Consider the following 17,502-nt stretch of genomic DNA (forward strand, 5'->3'; position numbering starts at 1 on the left):
AAATACCAATACGCAGCGTTTAACCTTAGCACAGAATATTTCGCCGTTGGGATAGGCAGGACGCAAAGAAAACAGCCAGCGGATTCGCTGGCTGTTGGGTCAGGCATTGCTGTTGGCTGACTGTTTATGGAACAGTTCCCTGAACACCGGATAGATATCATCCTGATCGCGGATATGCTGCATGGCAAAGTTATCAAACATCGATTGCAGATGTTCATACTCACGCCACAGCGTCTGATGAGCACGGCGGGTAATTTCGATATAGCTGTAGTAACGCACCACCGGCAGAATTTTCTTCGCCAGAATGTCGTGACACAGCGGGGAGTCATCCGCCCAGTTATCGCCATCTGATGCCTGCGCGGCATAGATGTTCCACTGCGCCGGGTCGTAACGCTCTTTCACCACTTCATCCATCAGTTTCAGAGCGCTCGACACGATGGTGCCACCGGTCTCCTGCGAGTAGAAGAACTCATGTTCATCCACCTCTTTCGCCTGAGTGTGGTGGCGAATATAGACCACTTCCACGTTCTTATAGGTTCTGCTCAGGAACAGATAGAGCAGGATATAAAAACGCTTCGCCATATCCTTGGTGGCCTGGTCCATCGAACCGGAGACATCCATCAGACAGAACATGACCGCCTGGCTCGACGGTTCGGGGCGTTTTTCGTAATTCTTGTAGCGCAGGTCGAAGGTGTCGATAAACGGTACCCGGTCTATTTTAGCCCGGAGTTCGGCTATCTCTTTGCGCAGGCGTTCCTCTTCCAGCAGTTGCGCTGGTTCAGTATTTTCCACCACCTTCAGGCTGTTTTCCAACTCGCGGAGTTCGCGCCGTTTACCTGCCGTCATGGCCGTGCGTCGCGCCAGAGAGTTCTGCAGCGAACGGACCACGCTGATGTTGGCGGGCACGCCGTTTGCGGTATATCCCGCGCGATGGGTTTTGTACTCGTTAAGCTGACGATGCTGGTTCTTTTTCAGATTCGGCAGCGCCAGATCCTCAAACAGCAGGTCGAGATACTCATCTTTTGAAATCTGGAAGACAAACTCATCCTGTCCTTCACCGTCCTGGCTGGCCTGTCCCTGACCGCTTCCTGAACCGCCCCCGCCGCCTTGCGGGCGCTCGATTCTGTCGTTCTGCACGAAGTGGTCATTACCTGGGTGTACGCGATGGCGCAGGCCGCCACGTCCCTGATGAAACATCGGTTCGCTGATGTCATCGGTGGGGATGGAGACAGATTCGCCGCTGTCGACGTCGGTCACCGAGCGTTTGTTGATGGCCTCGGAGATCGACTGTTTAATTTGCGCTTTATAACGGCGCAAGAAGCGCTGGCGATTTACCGTGCTCTTGTTTTTGCCGTTAAGACGACGGTCAATAAACCAGGTCATATATCCCCCGTACTGCATTTGCCAACTTGCAGTGTCCGGACGTGCCGGACATTTTTTTGTAGCCCGGCAGGCGTATGCACTACCGGGCACTTGTACTTGTATTAAGACGATTTACGTACGCGCAGATACCATTCGCAGAGCAGGCGAACCTGTTTGCGGGTGTAGCCTTTCTCCATCATACGGTCGACAAAATCGTCGTGCTTTTTCTGCTCATCGGTTGACGTTTTGGTGTTAAACGAAATCACCGGCAACAGCTCTTCGGTATTGGAGAACATTTTCTTCTCGATTACCGTGCGCAGTTTCTCGTAGCTGGTCCAGTTCGGATTACGTCCGTTGTTATGCGCTCTGGCGCGCAGGACGAAGTTCACAATCTCGTTACGGAAGTCTTTCGGGTTACTGATCCCGGCCGGCTTCTCGATTTTTTCCAGCTCTGCGTTCAGGGATTCCCGGTCGAACAGCTGTCCGGTATCCGGGTCGCGGTACTCCTGATCCTGGATCCAGAAGTCAGCATAGGTGACATAACGGTCAAAAATGTTCTGCCCGTACTCTGAATAAGACTCCAGGTAGGCGGTCTGGATCTCTTTGCCGATGAACTCCGCATATTTCGGGATCAGGTAGCCTTTCAGAAACTCAAGGTAGCGTTCAGCCTGTTCCTGCGGGAACTGCTCGCGTTCAATTTGCTGCTCCAGCACGTAGAACAGATGAACCGGGTTCGCCGCCACTTCCGCATGGTCGAAGTTAAACACGCGGGAGAGGATCTTAAAGGCGAAACGCGTGGACAGACCGTTCATCCCTTCGTCCACACCGGCGTAGTCGCGGTACTCCTGATAAGACTTCGCTTTCGGGTCGGTATCTTTCAGGCTTTCCCCGTCATACACGCGCATTTTCGAGTAGATGCTGGAGTTTTCCGGCTCTTTCAGGCGCGAGAGAATGGAGAAGCGCGACAGCGTTTCCAAGGTGCCTGGTGCGCAAGGTGCGTGTACCAGCTCACTGTGGTTAAGCAGTTTCTCGTAAATTTTGATCTCTTCGGAGATCCGCAGGCAATAAGGCACTTTGACGATGTAGACACGGTCAAGGAACGCCTCATTGTTTTTGTTATTACGGAAGGAGACCCACTCAGATTCGTTTGAGTGTGCGAGGATAATGCCGTTAAACGGCAGGGCGGAAATACCTTCCGTACCATTGTAGTTGCCTTCCTGGGTGGCCGTCAGCAGCGGATGCAGCACTTTAATCGGTGCTTTAAACATCTCGACGAACTCCATAATCCCCTGGTTGGCGCGGCACAGCGCACCCGAGTAACCGTAGGCATCCGGGTCGTTTTGCGCGTAGTTTTCCAGCTTACGAATATCGACTTTACCCACCAGGGCGGAGATATCCTGGTTGTTCTCATCACCCGGTTCAGTTTTAGCGATAGCAATCTGTTCCAGAATGGATGGCCACACCTTGACGACGCGGAATTTGGTGATATCCCCACCAAACTCGTGCAGGCGTTTTGCCGCCCAAGGCGACATGATGGTGCCAAGATAGCGCCGCGGAATACCAAACTCTTTATCCAGAATTTGCGCATCTTCCTGCGGATTAAACAGGCACAGCGGATGGTCATTCACCGGGCTGCGTTCACCGTTAGCGCTCAGCACATAGATAGGGACGCGCTGCATCAGTGATTTCAGACGTTCAGCCAGTGATGATTTACCCCCACCCACAGGGCCGAGTAAATAAAGGATCTGTTTCTTCTCTTCCAGACCCTGGGCGGCATGCTTCAGGTAGGAGACAATCTGTTCGATGGCATCTTCCATACCATAGAACTCTTCAAACGCCGGGTAGCGGGCGACCACCCGATTCGAAAAGAGACGGGAAAGCCGAGGTTCCAGGGCAGTATCAACCATGTTTGGCTCACCAATAGCCATTAATAGCCGTTCTGCCGCATTGGCATAGGCACTGCGATCTTGCCGACAAATGGTAAGAAACTCCTGCAGTGTGAACTCTTCGTCCTTGGCAGCTTCATAACGCTGGCGATAGTGATCGAATATATTCATGGCATGCCGTCCTTTCGTTTTTTAGCACAGGATAAGAGCCGTTCGTATGAGTAGTGGAGGCTCCCGGAAGAGAATCTCTCGCACCTCACTGCCAGAGCAGCAACCTGTGTGCCAGGTCAGACGCTAAGAACCGCAGGGTGTTCAGAAAAAACTCTTCTTAATTTAAAGCGTAGATGGCATTTGCAAAACTTGCATGCCGATAAAATCTAATTTCAATGACATATCAATAACTCATCCAAAAATTTCCCCTGCTGTTTTAGGGTAAAAGCACGTTTTTCATTCAGTAGTCATATAAATGAAAGCAGGCTGTCACCTGAAAAGTTGAAAATAACGGGTTAATCAGACTGATTAGCAGGCAAAAAATTTTGGGATGTACGACAATGGCGGTTAAACTTCTCTCGCTGATTATTTGACTACAGGAAAGAATGGATTGTGACCAAACTCAAACTTCTGGCATTGGGCGTACTTGCCGCAACCGCTGTTAGCACCGCACAGGCGGCGGAAAGTCAGTGGACTGTTGGCGCGGGCGTTGGCGTGATTAACAGCCCATACAAACAGTATGATCGTGATGTTTATCCAGTTCCGGTTGTCACCTATGAAGGCGATAACTTCTGGTTCCGCGGTCTGGGCGGTGGCTACTACCTCTGGAATGATACGGCCGACAAGCTCTCCATCATGGCTTACTACGATCCGACGCATTTCAAGCCGGGTGACAGCGACAGCCATGCGCTTCGCCAGCTCGACAAGCGTAAGAGCACCATGATGGCGGGACTCTCTTATGTGCATAACACCGAATATGGCTTCCTGCGTACCGCGCTTGCGGGGGATACGCTGGATAACAGCAACGGTTTTATCTGGGATCTGGCCTGGCTCTATCGCTACACCAACGGTGCGTTAACGCTAACCCCGGGTATCGGTGTGCAATATAACAGTGAGAACTACAACGACTACTACTATGGTGTTTCTAAGAACGAATCCCGTCGTAGCGGTCTGAAGAGCTACAGTGCGGACGACGGCTGGGATCCGTACCTTGAGCTGACGGCAAGCTATAACTTCCTCGGTGACTGGAACGTCTACGGTACCGGGCGCTATGAGCGTCTGAGCGATGAAGTGAAGGACAGCCCGATGGTTGATAAGTCCTGGGCGGGCATATTCTCAGTCGGTGTGTCCTACAAGTTCTGATTGTGCATTAAAACAGTGCAATCATTGCATCAAAACGGGGCGCTTGCGCCCCGTTTGCATTGGTGTGGTGCAACGAAAAAGAGGGGATGATATGAGCGTAAAAACCGTGACCTTTTCCGCAGGGCGTCCACTTCCGGCTATTGGACAGGGTACCTGGTATATGGGAGAAAAAGCCAGCCAGCGTAAATCCGAAGTGAATGCACTGCGGGCGGGCATTGATCTGGGGTTAACGTTAATTGATACCGCTGAAATGTATGCCGAAGGCGGAGCGGAAGAGGTGGTCGGGGAGGCCATTAAGGGCCAGCGCGACAACGTTTTTCTGGTATCAAAAGTCTACCCGTGGAACGCTGGCGGTCAGAAAGGCCAGGCGGCGTGTGATGCCAGTCTGCGACGTCTCGGGACAGACCATATTGATCTCTACCTTCTGCACTGGCGCGGTAACTATGGCCTGGATGAAACCATTACGCTGATGGAAAGACTCCAGCAGCAGGGAAAAATTGGCCGCTGGGGCGTCTCAAACCTGGATTATGAAGATATGCAGGCGCTGTGGCGTGAAGAGGGCGGTTCCGCCTGTGCCACTAATCAGGTGCTTTATCATCTGGCGTCACGGGGAATTGAATTTGATCTGCTTCCCTGGTGTCAGCAACAGGCGATGCCGGTGATGGCTTACTGCCCGCTGGCTCAGGCCGGGCGCCTGCGTTCGGGGCTGATAAACCATCCGGTCGTGAATGCCATCGCGCATAACCACCGCGCCACTGCCGCCCAAATTCTGCTGGCGTGGGTTATCCGCCATCAGGGTGTTATTGCCATACCGAAAGCGGCCTCGATTGAGCATGTTAACGCCAACGCTGGAGCGCTGGAGATAACCCTCACCGCGGAAGAACGTCACAAACTGGATAATGCTTTCCCGCCACCCACCCATAAACTCCCGCTGGATGTCGTTTAATCCTGACGCATGCCCCTCTCCTTTACAGGAAGAGGGGCAGAAGCGTATTAGCGCTTCACAATACTGATTGTCTGCCCTAAGCGAGACGGTTTTTCTTCGCTGGTTTTTTGTGGCGCAGTGACGCACGCCGTTTCCACACAGACGAACGTTTTGTAACCGTCATCAGGCACGTCGGCCATACTGACAGAAAGTGCCGGGCCTGGGTTCCAGCCCACCACGTTGCTGTGATGGTGGTGTACCACTTCGATACCACGGTTCAGGGCGCTGTCGTGGATCACGTTGCACGCTTCCGGATGCAGGTAAACGCGGTCAGTACGGTCCGGGAACGTCTGAATGCCGTCGCTCAGTTTTCCTTCTTTCGCGTTATCCACTTTGTCGATAAAGGTATCGCCAAGGCCGCTCACCTTCACGGCGCTGATGTCACCAACGTTGAAATAGGTGTGCAGGGCGGAGGTGGTTTCAAATTCACCGTGCGCTTCCAGTTCGATTTCGCAGGTTTTGCCCAGCTTGAAGCGTGCGTACAGGGTGAAATCGTGCGGCCACAGGGCACGGGTTTCCTCATTCGCCTGCAGCTCAAAGGTCAGTACCGCACCGTTATCGTCTTCATTGTGCGCTTTCAGCGTCCACTGCTGGTTACGGGCAAAACCGTGAGAGGGTAGGCCTTTCTCAGCGGAAGGACCAAACCATGGCCAGCAAATAGGCACGCCGCCGCGAATCGCATCCCCTTTTTTAAAGGAGGTCGCGTCGCTCAGCCACAGTGCTTCCGTTTCGCCTTCAGGTTTCCAGGAGAGCAGGTGTGCGCCGTTCAGCGCCACGGAGGCTTTTACGCGCGGGTGGTCAACGACGATGATATCCGCACCATCAATCTGTCGGCGGGAGAGCACAGGGGTAAGTTGTTCGACTACCGGAAGTGCAAAAATTTTATTAATCATTAAGCAATCCTCTGTCTAAAAACAATAAAAAAGGCGACCGAAGTCGCCTTTTTGGATCAAGAACTCATCTCAACTTATTTGGAGATGTGAGCGATCAGGTCCAGTACTTTGTTAGAGTAGCCGGTTTCGTTGTCGTACCAGGAAACCAGTTTCACGAAGTTGTCGTTCAGTGCGATACCTGCTTTAGCATCGAACACGGAAGTGCACACTTCGCCGTTGAAATCGGTAGATACAACGTCGTCTTCGGTGTAGCCCAGAACGCCTTTCATTGCGCCTTCGGAAGCAGCTTTGATTGCTTTCTTAATTTCTTCATAAGAAGCAGCTTTTTCCAGACGAACGGTCAGGTCAACAACGGATACGTTAGGAGTTGGAACGCGGAACGCCATACCAGTCAGTTTGCCATTCAGTTCTGGCAGTACTTTACCTACAGCTTTAGCTGCACCGGTAGAGGATGGGATGATGTTCTGAGCCGCGCCACGGCCGCCACGCCAGTCTTTGTGAGACGGGCCGTCAACAGTTTTCTGAGTCGCGGTGGTCGCGTGAACGGTAGTCATCAGACCTTCGACGATGCCGAAGTTGTCGTTGATTACTTTAGCCAGCGGTGCCAGGCAGTTGGTGGTGCAGGATGCGTTAGAAACGATGTCCTGGCCAGCGTAAGTTTCGAAGTTTGCACCACGAACGAACATTGGGGTGTTGTCTTTAGAAGGACCGGTCAGAACAACTTTTTTCGCACCCGCGGTGATGTGTTTACGCGCAGTTTCGTCGGTCAGGAAGATACCGGTAGCTTCAGCTACAACATCAACACCGATTTCGTTCCATTTCAGGTTAGCTGGGTCTTTCTCAGCAGTAACGCGGATGGTTTTGCCATTAACAACCAGGTGGCCGTCTTTCACTTCAACGGTGCCGTCGAAACGACCGTGAGTTGAGTCGTACTTCAGCATGTACGCCATGTATTCAGCGTCCAGGAGATCGTTGATACCAACGATTTCGATGTCAGAACGTTTCTGAGCAGCACGGAAAACAATACGGCCGATACGGCCAAAACCGTTGATACCTACTTTGATAGTCATATATTCCACCAGCTATTTGTTAGTGAATAAAAGGTTGCCTGTAAAATTACAAAAACCTTACGCAGCGTCAAGCGGAATCGTGTCAATCATTGCGACAAATCAATCCTGTGACTAACGTTTGTGCGACTGACTCGCCTCACTTTCCCTTTGAGCTAGCAACCACATGGGGGCTGCGCGCGGCATTTTAAAGTCCTCGCAGGATAAAAATGTGAACATGATCACAATTGCCTGACCGCCTTTTCGCGACACATAAGTTTAGAACAAAAGTGCACGCAAGGGTGTTAATGTTTTGTTAGAATCCGGGTTAAAAGATGTCTGTTTCTACAGCGAGATGTAAGCATATGTCGAACCAACGTAACCCTGACGATTTGAAAAAAAACCTCACCGAAATGCAGTTTTACGTGACGCAAAATCACGGAACCGAACCGCCTTTTACCGGCCGTTTACTGCACAACAAGCGCGACGGTGTCTACCACTGTCTGGTATGTGACGCCCCGTTGTTCAATTCCCAAACGAAGTTCGATTCTGGCTGTGGCTGGCCAAGCTTTTATGAGCCGGTTAGTGACGATGCGATCCGCTACCTGAGCGACACGTCGCACGGCATGGTGCGAACTGAAATTCGTTGCGGAACCTGTGACGCCCACCTTGGACACGTCTTCCCGGATGGCCCTCAACCGACGGGTGAGCGTTTCTGTGTGAATTCTGCGTCGATGAGCTTCACCGATGATGAAAACGGTGACCAGATCAAAGGTTGAAAAAACGATTCAGCAAATTATTCCTTTGAAAGGGAGAGATCGTGAATATTGATGACATGATTAGCGGTATGACGCCGGAGGTGTATCAGCGCCTGGTGACTGCTGTTGAACTGGGCAAATGGCCGGACGGTGTCGCGCTCACGCCGGAGCAAAAAGAGAACAGTCTGCAACTGGTGATGCTCTGGCAGGCGCGTAACAATACCGACGCGCAACACATGACTATCGACACTCAAGGCCAGATGGTGATGAAGAGCAAGCGCGAGCTGAAAGAGGACTTTGGTATCACGCCAAAGCCGATCGCGACGATAAAGATGCAGTAACGGTGGGGCGGCAGTCCTGCCAGCGCCCTCTCTCTGGAGAGAGGGCGTGCTTATCTTACTCTTTGGGTTTAATTCCCAGCGACTCCGCCAGCTGTTTCGCTAACTGGTTATTGTCATCCGCGCCGTACTCCCAGAACATCGCCCCGGCGAGACCTTTCTCCTTGATGTAATCCGCTTTGATGGCGACGGAACGCGGGTTCTCATAGGAAAGGGCAAACAGCGCCTTGCCGTCCGCCGCATTCACTGAAAGCCACGGCACTTGCGCCCGTTCGTCCCAGTGTTCGGTAAAACGCTTCTGCGGATCGTTTAAGAGCTTTTTCACAATATCGTTGTACTTCACATACGTATCTTTGGTCAGGTCGTAACCCAGTGACGCGAACAAGCCGGTTTCCTGAGGCCCAAAGTAGGGCTGGGTCACCGGATGGTTTTGCGCATCGGGTTTTGTCCAGTCAATACCGGGCTCCACGGCGCGTTTTGGCACGCGGCCGTAAAAACCAATCCCGAGGTTCATCTGCTGCGGCTTCAGCCCGGCCGCCAGATAGTTGTTCACCACAAAATCCACGCTGTATTTGTCTGCGGCGGCCACCGTTGGCCAGTCGCTGGAGTCATACAGATTGGCGTTGAAATACTGCGTGCCATACGCCATGTCGTAGGTCATCAGGTTGATGTAGTCGAGCAGCGGGGCAATGGCTTTAACATCCACCCAGCTTTTCGGACTTTCTGCATTTGCCCCCACCGCGATGGTGACCAGCTTTTTATGCCCGAAGGCGGCGCGCAATTCTTTCAGCAGTGCGGTGAAGTTATCGCGATCGGCTGGCGTGCTGGCCACCAGTCCCCATGCGCCATTTACCGGGTATTCCCAGTCAAGATCGATGCCGTCGAGTGCATATTTTTCGACAATCTCCTGAGCCGAGCGGATAAACACCGCACGGCTCTCTTGGGTCGCGGCTGCGCCGGAGAAGCCACGCGCACCCCATCCGCCAACGGAGAGCAGCACTTTCAGGTTTGGATTTTGCTTACGCAGCGTCGGGATTAGCGCCAGATCGGCGGCGACTTTTGGCGACAGCCAGATCTGATGAAGTTTCGCCGGATCTTTCAGCGCAGCATGGGTTTCGTCTTTCTCAACGTTATAGACCAGACCAAATGAGTAGTTCAGGTGGGTAATCTGACGAACGTCGAGCGTATTGATATCACCACCGGGACCGGCGGTGACATCGCCACCGCCATTAAAATATCCCACAGACATCAGGGGAGTGGCGGAAGCAACTGACGCGCAAAGCAGGGGTAATGCTGCCAGCAAAGGCAAACGTTTCATACAAGTTCCTCTTTGACTTAACAAAAATAACCACGCCACGGAAAAGGCGTGGCGAAAAAACAGCCTGAAGAGAATAGCATTGCCGCTTCGCTGGTGATGCGAGGGAGTTCACTTTATGGGGAATGAGACGGGGCGTGCCGGGCAGCACTGTGGCTTGCCCGGCGAGAAGGTCAGGCGTGCATTTCCAGCCAGTCTTCCAGGGTATACAGGGTGGCGCCTTCCGCGGCCATATCCATAAACGCCTGTGCGCTGTCATGCGCCTGAATGTTCACCCCACGACAGCCGTCGGTGATGACGCTGACGGTATAGCCTAGCTGGAGGGCGTCCAGCACGGTGAACTTCACGCAGTAATCCGTCGCCAGACCCAGCACAATCAGTTCGGTGATTTCGTGATGGCGTAACCACCCGTCCAGCGCCGTTTTCTGGCGATGCCCGTTATCAAAGAAGGCGCTGTAGCTGTCAATAGACGGGTTTTCCCCTTTATGAAACACCGCGTCGATGGCCTTCTGATTCAGCAGCGGATGCAGCTGCGCACCTTCCGTCTGTTGCACGCAGTGATCCGGCCAGAAGGTTTGTGCCAGGCCGTCAAGTTCACCCTGCGTGAAGGGCTCAACGCCGTGCTGGCTGGCAAAACTGCCGTGGTCAGCCGGGTGCCAGTCCTGGCTTGCGACAACCGCCTCACCCCGCGTTTTGCACCACTCAATCAGCGTATTCGCCACGTCTACGGTGCTGTCACCTTCAGCGACGGCCAGTGCGCCGCCCGCACAGAAATCATTTTGCAAATCGACCAGTAACAGGGCGCGTTGCGTCATGGTGCCTCCTTATTCGTCCGGCGTCAGTTCGCCGCGCAGGTTTTGCATCATCGCGCTGCGGATGGACTGAATGTCCAGATCCTGACTCAGTAAATAGTGAAGTTTAGTCAGCGTGGCTTCAACGGTCATATCGAATCCGCTGATAACGCCTGCATGCGCGAGGGCGTTACCGGTGGCGTAACCGCCCATGTTGACTTTACCGGACATGCATTGCGTCAGGTTAACCACCACGATCCCGCGCTCGCTCGCTTCCTGCAGCTCTTTCAGGAACTCGCCGTTCTGCGGGGCATTGCCCACGCCGTAAGAGCGCAGGATCAGCGCTTTCACCGGCTGGCGCAGGAAGTTACGCACCACATCTGCAGAGATACCCGGGTAAATCGTTACCACGCCAATCGGTTGCGGCGTGATCGGATGAACAATCAGTTCGCCCGCCGTGCTCGGCGCAGGCGGGGTGCCAAGACGACGAATATGGATGCCCGCCTCCAGTAGCGGCTGCAGGTTCGGTGAGGCGAAAGCGTCAAAGCCATCGGCGTGCGCCTTCGTGGTCCGGTTGCCGCGATACAGTCGGTTGTTGAAGAACAGCGACACTTCGTTAATCGGGTAATTCGCTGCCACATACAGGGAATTGAGCAGGTTGATCTGCCCGTCAGAACGCAGCTCCGCCAGTGGAATTTGCGAGCCGGTGACGATGACGGGTTTGCCCAGATTCTCCAGCATGAAGGAGAGTGCCGAGGCGGTAAACGCCATCGTGTCGGTACCATGCAGGATCACAAAGCCGTCGTACTGGTCGTAATGGGCTTTAATGTCGTCCGCGATATGCTGCCAGTCTTCTGGCGTCATATCGGAGGAGTCCATCAGCGGCTCGTATTCGTGGATGGTGAAGTCAGGCATTTCCGGACGGTGGAATTCAGGCATCAGCGCGAGCTGGCGCTGAAGGTGGCCGGAGACCGGGATATAGCCATTTTCAGAGCGCTGCATACCGATGGTACCGCCAGTGTAGGCTACATAAATCGATTTCTTCTGCATGGTAGTGAGTTCTTGTTCTTCAAAAGAAAAAAATCCCCTCTTCACGGGAAGAGGGGACGGTGTTTAACGGATGTTTGCACAGGTCAGACAAAACGCGTAACGGCTTTGTGGATCGTTAAAGGCCGCCAGTTTGTCGCTTTCCGCTTTCATCGCTTTAGCCGCCGTCGCGACAGGCGCAGGCAGATACGCCTGCAGCGCCTCAGGCAGCATGGCACGCACGGAGCCGGACATGCTGTTCATCACCAGGTCAAAGAACGACGGCTCGTCCTGGTAATACTCAACGTGCCACTGCTTGAGCTTCGCCAGTTCGGCGGCTTTCTTCACCGCGTCATCAAAGTCGCCCAGGCTGTCTACCAGACCATTATTCTTCGCATCCTGACCAGTCCAGACGTGGCCCTGCGCAATGTCGTCGATCTGTTGCGGTGTCTTTTTACGGGACTCTGCCACCAGCGTAATAAAGCGCTTGTAGCCGTTCTCGATACTGAGCTGCATCATCTCAGAGACTTCAGGTGGCAGCGATTTGGTGACCGACACATCCGCCAGCGGTGAAGTGGCAACGCCATCGGTATGGACGCCCAGATAATCCAGGCTGTTTTCCACGGTGTTAATCACCCCAAAGATGCCAATCGAGCCGGTCAGCGTGCTCGGGTTGGCGACGATGTAGTTAGCCGGGGTTGAAATCCAGTAACCGCCCGAGGCCGCCATTCCACCCATCGACACCACTACCGGCTTGCCGGCTGCACGTGCCGCGGCAAGTTCAGCGCGGATCACTTCAGAAGCGCTGACGCTGCCGCCAGGGCTGTTTACGCGCAGTACGATCGCCTTCACTTTCGGATCAAGGCGAGCATCACGGATTTGCGATGCGGTGGTATCGCCGCCCACGTTACCCGGCGTTTCCTCGCCGTCCATGATGGCACCATTAGCAAAGACCACCGCGACGCTGTCACCGCTGTCATCCGGCTTTTTGGTCGCATAATCGTACATGCTGATAGCGCTGAAGTTTTTATCCTCTTTGCTCCAGCCAAACTGTTTGCTCAGTGATTTTTCGATATCCGCGCTGGTGCCCAGCGCATCGACCAGTTTGTTATCCAGCGCATATTTTGCGGTATCACCATCAACCTTGCGCAGGCCCTCCAGCACGCCCTGCGCGCCAGGGAACACCTGTTCAGCGGTTATCTGGCGGTTAGCGGCCACGGTGCTCAGATAGTTCTGCCACAGCTCACCAATCCAGCGGCTGTCCGCTTCACGGGCCGCAGGGGACATATCATCACGAATAAACGGCTCCACGGCGGATTTATAGGTTCCGACGCGGAAGACGTGGGTGGTGACTTTCAGTTTGTCGAGCAGCGATTTGTAATACAGACCGTTAGTGGCAAAGCCATGCAGATCGACCGTACCCTGCGGGGAGAGCCAGATTTTGTTGGCGAAGCTGGCCAGATAATACTGCCCCTGGCTGTAGCTGTCCCCGACCGCAATCACCGGCTTGCCGCTGTCACGGAATTCGCGCAGCGCTTTACCAATGTATTGCATCGAAGGCTGGTCGCCGCCGGCAAAATCTTTCAGATCCAGCACGATGCCGGTAATGTTGCGGTCGTCTTTTGCCTGACGAATGGTATCGACGATATCGAACAGGGAGTTTTCCTGAAGACGGTCTGATGTCGCGCCAAACAGCTGACGGCCAATAACGCCCAGACGATTGCTGGTGGACGGCTTATCGACGATGACGCCCGTGATATCAAGTAACAGCGCCCCGCGAGTCGAATGCTGCGCCTGATTTGCGTTGCTGATATGCATCCAGACGCCTGCGCAAACCAGAACCAGGAGGATGAAGAAGATATTCATCACCAGGTTGCGGACGAAGTTGAGCAGTCGCCACGTCCATTTAAAGAAACCGGCAATGATTCGCCAAAGGGTTCGCATGTATTCTCCCTAACCAGAAAATGACTGTTTCCGTCGCCACGGGACGGCAATGTGCGGTTATCGTAATGACCCAACCGTCACTTGTCAGCAGGAATCGCCTGCTACGCTGTAACAAAATCTGCCGCCGTGTTAATTTTGTGAGTAAATTTCAAGAAAGGAGTTAACCAATGGACGCACTTGAACTGCTTGTTAACCGCCGTAGCGCTTCACGTCTCACCGAGCCGGCGCCGGCAGGGGAGCAACTGGAGAATATTCTGCGTGCCGGCCTGCGTGCACCGGATCATGGTACGCTGCAGCCATGGCACTTCTTTGTGATTGAAGGTGAAGGCCGCGATCGTTTCAGTCAGATACTGGAGCAGGGGGCGGTTGCCGCAGGTCAGGATGAGAAGGGTATTGAGAAAGCCCGCAGTGCGCCATTCCGTGCGCCGATGATCATCGCTGTCGTGGCGAAATGTCAGGCCGACCACAAAGTGCCGGTCTGGGAGCAGGAGATGTCTGCAGGCTGTGCCGTCATGGCAATGCAAATGGCCGCCGTGGCGCAAGGGTTTAACGGTATCTGGCGCACAGGGCCGCTGACCAACAGCCAGCCGGTTCGCGACGGATTCGCCTGTGGCGAACATGATAAAATTGTCGGCTTCCTCTATCTCGGCACGCCTCAGCTTAAAGCCTCCGCCACCATTAATGTGCCGGACACCACGCCTTTCGTCAGCCGTTTCTGATAACGCGCGCTAAACTGTCTGGATTCTGAGCATCTGCCGCAGAATTCAGACAGTCATACTTACCTCTTTATGGAATGAGCGCTACCATAGCGCGATTGAGATGACAGGAGACGTCCATGAGCGAGCAAACCATTCGTTTAACGCAATACAGCCACGGAGCCGGTTGCGGTTGTAAAATTTCCCCGAAAGTGCTGGAGACCATTCTCCACAGTGAACAGGCGAAGTTTGTCGACCCGAACCTGCTTGTCGGTAACGAAACGCGTGACGATGCGGCAGTTTATGACCTGGGTAACGGCACCAGCATTATCAGTACCACCGACTTCTTTATGCCGATTGTCGACAACCCGTTCGATTTCGGGCGTATTGCGGCCACCAACGCCATCAGCGATATTTTCGCCATGGGGGGCAAACCGATTATGGCGATTGCCATTCTGGGCTGGCCGATTAACACCCTTGCTCCTGAAATTGCCCGTGAGGTGATCGAAGGGGGACGTTTTGCCTGCCAGCAGGCGGGGATCGCGCTGGCCGGTGGTCATTCTATCGATGCGCCGGAGCCGATCTTCGGTCTCGCGGTCACGGGCGTGGTGCCCACCGAGCGCGTGAAACGCAACAGCACCGCGCAGGCGGGCTGCAAGCTGTTCCTCACCAAACCGCTGGGCATTGGTGTCCTCACTACTGCGGAGAAAAAATCGCTGCTGAAGTCGGAACACCAGGGGCTGGCAACCGAGGTCATGTGCCAGATGAACCTCGCGGGTGCGGCCTTTGCGAATATCGATGGCGTGAAAGCCATGACCGACGTGACCGGTTTTGGCCTTCTCGGACACCTCTCCGAAGTGTGTCAGGGCGCGGGCGTACAGGCGCAGGTCTGGTATCAGGACGTGCCGAAGCTGCCGGGTGTGGAGGAGTACATTGCAGCGGGCGCCGTTCCGGGCGGTACCCAGCGTAACTTTGCCAGCTATGGTCATCTGATGGGCGAAATGCCTGAAGCGTGGCGCAATCTGCTGTGCGATCCACAAACGTCCGGTGGTTTGCTGCTGGCGGTCACGCCAGACGCTGAAGCCGACGTCCAGGCGACGGCCGCAGAGTTTGGTATTACCCTGACGGCGATCGGTGAACTGGTGACCGCGCGCGGTGGCCGACCGATGATTGAGATCCGTTAATTCAATGCGGTTGTTTATTGCCGAAAAGCCGAGCCTGGCCCGTGCCATTGCCGATGTGCTGCCGAAGCCGCATCGCAAGGGCGACGGCTTTATCGAATGCGGTAACGGGCAGGTGGTCACCTGGTGTATCGGTCACCTGCTTGAGCAGGCGCAGCCGGATGTCTACGACAGCCGCTATGCCCGCTGGAACCTCAATGACCTGCCCATCGTCCCTGAAAACTGGCGCCTGCAGCCACGGCCTTCCGTCACCAAACAGCTCAACGTGATTAAACGTTTTTTGCATGACGCGACGGAAGTCATCCACGCGGGTGACCCGGACAGGGAAGGGCAACTGCTGGTGGATGAGGTGCTGGACTATCTGGAGCTGGCGCCGGAAAAACGCCAGCAGGTCCAGCGCTGCCTGATTAACGACCTCAATCCGCAGGCCGTGGAGCGGGCCATTTCACGTCTGCGCGCGAACAGCGAGTTTATTCCGCTGTGCGTTTCCGCGCTGGCCCGCGCTCGAGCGGACTGGCTTTACGGGATCAACATGACCCGCGCCTACACCATCCTGGGGCGTAATGCCGGTTATCAGGGCGTCCTCTCCGTCGGGCGTGTGCAAACTCCGGTGCTGGGGCTGGTGGTGCGTCGTGACGAAGAGATTGAGAATTTCGTCGCCAAAGATTTCTTTGAGGTTAAAGCGCATATCGTCACGCCAAAAGACGAGCGCTTTACCGCCGTCTGGCAGCCAAGCGATGCCTGCGAATCGTATCAGGATGAAGAGGGGCGGTTGCTGCACCGTCCGCTGGCGGAGCACGTGGTCAACCGGATTACCGGTCAGCCTGCTATTGTCACCAGCTATAACGATAAACGGGAATCAGAACCCGCGCCGCTGCCGTTCTCGCTTTCCGCGCTGCAGATTGAAGCGGCGAAACGCTTCGGTCTGAGCGCGCAGAACGTCCTTGATATCTGCCAGAAGCTCTACGAAACCCACAAACTCATTACCTATCCGCGTTCTGACAGCCGGTATCTGCCGGAAGAGCACTTTGCCGGGCGTCACTCGGTGATGAACGCCATTGCCGTTCACGCGCCGGATCTGCTGCCACAACCGGTTGTGAATCCGGACATTCATAACCGCTGCTGGGATGATAAAAAGGTGGATGCCCACCATGCGATTATCCCGACGGCGCGCGCCAGCAACGTTAACCTCACGGAAAACGAAGCGAAGGTGTATAACCTGGTGGCTCGTCAGTATCTGATGCAGTTCTGCCCGGACGCCATGTTCCGCAAATGCGTGATTGAGCTGGAAATTGCCAAAGGGAAATTTATCGCCAAGGCGCGTTTCCTGGCGGAGGCTGGCTGGCGCACGCTGCTTGGCAACAAAGAGCGTGACGAAGAGAATGACGGCACGCCGCTGCCGGTGGTTGCCAAAGATGACGAACTGCTGTGTGAGAAAGGCGAAGTGGTTGAACGCCAGACCCAACCGCCGCGTCACTTCACCGATGCGACACTGCTCTCGGCAATGACCGGGATCGCCCGTTTTGTTCAGGATAAGGATCTGAAGAAGATCTTGCGTGCTACCGACGGACTGGGCACGGAAGCGACCCGTGCGGGCATTATCGAGCTGCTGTTTAAGCGCGGTTTTCTGGAGAAAAAAGGGCGCTATATCCACTCGACTGAACCGGGGCGCGCATTGATCCACTCGCTGCCTGAGCTGGCCGCAAGACCGGACATGACGGCACACTGGGAATCTGTGCTGACGCAAATCAGTGAAAAGCAGTGTCGCTATCAGGACTTTATGCAGCCGCTGGTGGGGACCTTATACGAGCTGATTAACCAGGCGCGTAATACGCCGGTGAAGCAGTTCCGGGGGATGGTTGCACCGGGTGGTGCGCCGAAGAAACCGTTCAAAAAGAAAAAAAGCGCAGCCTGATGTGCTTTCGGTTG

15 protein-coding genes are annotated in these 17,502 nt (G+C 54.6%); 7 read left to right on the forward strand and 8 right to left on the reverse strand.

Translation table 11 applies throughout. The features are described 5' to 3' along the window. Window positions 1-99 precede the first annotated feature (99 nt). The gene (locus BJP35_RS13700) at window positions 100-1,383 is read right to left on the reverse strand and encodes a YeaH/YhbH family protein (protein WP_047744454.1); all 1,284 of its coding nucleotides are present in this window, start codon (window positions 1,381-1,383) and stop codon (window positions 100-102) included. 101 nt (window positions 1,384-1,484) lie between these two features. Then, window positions 1,485-3,419, reverse strand: a complete 1,935-nt coding sequence (gene yeaG / locus BJP35_RS13705; protein WP_014169637.1) for a protein kinase YeaG — start codon at window positions 3,417-3,419, stop codon at window positions 1,485-1,487. Window positions 3,420-3,851: 432 nt separating this feature from the next. Here yeaG and BJP35_RS13710 point away from each other — a divergent pair, with 432 nt between their 5' ends. Both BJP35_RS13710 and BJP35_RS13715 read left to right on the forward strand, forming a co-directional pair. Beyond that, window positions 3,852-4,601 carry a MipA/OmpV family protein gene (locus tag BJP35_RS13710; protein ID WP_014169638.1) on the forward strand — a complete coding sequence of 250 codons (750 nt, stop codon included), beginning with the start codon at window positions 3,852-3,854 and terminating at the stop codon, window positions 4,599-4,601. 91 nt (window positions 4,602-4,692) lie between these two features. Beyond that, window positions 4,693-5,547, forward strand: coding sequence for an aldo/keto reductase (locus BJP35_RS13715; RefSeq protein ID WP_047744457.1), 855 nt, complete (start codon window positions 4,693-4,695; stop codon window positions 5,545-5,547). A gap of 47 nt (window positions 5,548-5,594) precedes the next feature. Here the strand turns inward: BJP35_RS13715 and BJP35_RS13720 are convergent, their stop codons facing one another. Together BJP35_RS13720 and gapA are read right to left on the reverse strand one after the other, a co-directional pair. After that, the gene (locus BJP35_RS13720; RefSeq protein ID WP_014169640.1) at window positions 5,595-6,479 is read right to left on the reverse strand and encodes a D-hexose-6-phosphate mutarotase; all 885 of its coding nucleotides are present in this window, start codon (window positions 6,477-6,479) and stop codon (window positions 5,595-5,597) included. A 74-nt stretch (window positions 6,480-6,553) separates the two neighbouring features. Next, on the reverse strand, window positions 6,554-7,549 hold the full coding sequence (gapA, locus tag BJP35_RS13725; protein WP_020884442.1) for a glyceraldehyde-3-phosphate dehydrogenase: 996 nt from the start codon (window positions 7,547-7,549) through the stop codon (window positions 6,554-6,556). Between the two features lie 341 nt (window positions 7,550-7,890). Here gapA and msrB point away from each other — a divergent pair, with 341 nt between their 5' ends. Next, entirely contained in the window at window positions 7,891-8,304 is a 414-nt protein-coding gene (gene msrB / locus BJP35_RS13730) for a peptide-methionine (R)-S-oxide reductase MsrB (RefSeq protein WP_020884441.1), read from the forward strand. A 56-nt stretch (window positions 8,305-8,360) separates the two neighbouring features. Then, window positions 8,361-8,624, forward strand: a complete 264-nt coding sequence (locus BJP35_RS13735) for a YeaC family protein (RefSeq protein WP_153852331.1) — start codon at window positions 8,361-8,363, stop codon at window positions 8,622-8,624. Between the two features lie 55 nt (window positions 8,625-8,679). Here BJP35_RS13735 and BJP35_RS13740 read toward each other — a convergent pair whose 3' ends face one another. The 4 genes from BJP35_RS13740 to sppA form a co-directional block, all read right to left on the reverse strand. Then, entirely contained in the window at window positions 8,680-9,939 is a 1,260-nt protein-coding gene (locus BJP35_RS13740; RefSeq protein WP_047744460.1) for a glycoside hydrolase family 18 protein, read from the reverse strand. 170 nt (window positions 9,940-10,109) lie between these two features. After that, window positions 10,110-10,751: a bifunctional nicotinamidase/pyrazinamidase gene (pncA, locus tag BJP35_RS13745; RefSeq protein WP_047744462.1), complete on the reverse strand. Its 642-nt coding sequence runs from the start codon at window positions 10,749-10,751 to the stop codon at window positions 10,110-10,112. 9 nt (window positions 10,752-10,760) lie between these two features. Further along, complete coding sequence (ansA, locus tag BJP35_RS13750) at window positions 10,761-11,777, reverse strand: asparaginase (protein WP_020884438.1); 1,017 nt, start codon at window positions 11,775-11,777, stop codon at window positions 10,761-10,763. A gap of 63 nt (window positions 11,778-11,840) precedes the next feature. Continuing rightward, on the reverse strand, window positions 11,841-13,697 hold the full coding sequence (gene sppA / locus BJP35_RS13755; RefSeq protein ID WP_047744464.1) for a signal peptide peptidase SppA: 1,857 nt from the start codon (window positions 13,695-13,697) through the stop codon (window positions 11,841-11,843). Between the two features lie 167 nt (window positions 13,698-13,864). Between sppA and BJP35_RS13760 the strand changes: the two genes are divergently transcribed. From BJP35_RS13760 to BJP35_RS13775, 3 genes are all read left to right on the forward strand, one after another. Then, entirely contained in the window at window positions 13,865-14,416 is a 552-nt protein-coding gene (locus BJP35_RS13760) for an NAD(P)H nitroreductase (protein ID WP_014169648.1), read from the forward strand. 116 nt (window positions 14,417-14,532) lie between these two features. Next, window positions 14,533-15,576, forward strand: a complete 1,044-nt coding sequence (gene selD / locus BJP35_RS13770; RefSeq protein ID WP_047744466.1) for a selenide, water dikinase SelD — start codon at window positions 14,533-14,535, stop codon at window positions 15,574-15,576. 4 nt (window positions 15,577-15,580) lie between these two features. Next, a complete protein-coding gene (locus tag BJP35_RS13775; protein WP_047744468.1) occupies window positions 15,581-17,488 on the forward strand; it encodes a DNA topoisomerase III in 1,908 nt (635 codons plus the stop codon). Window positions 17,489-17,502 lie beyond the last annotated feature (14 nt).

The sequence above is a fragment of the Enterobacter sp. J49 genome (assembly GCF_002148625.1).
GTDB lineage: Bacteria > Pseudomonadota > Gammaproteobacteria > Enterobacterales > Enterobacteriaceae > Enterobacter > Enterobacter ludwigii.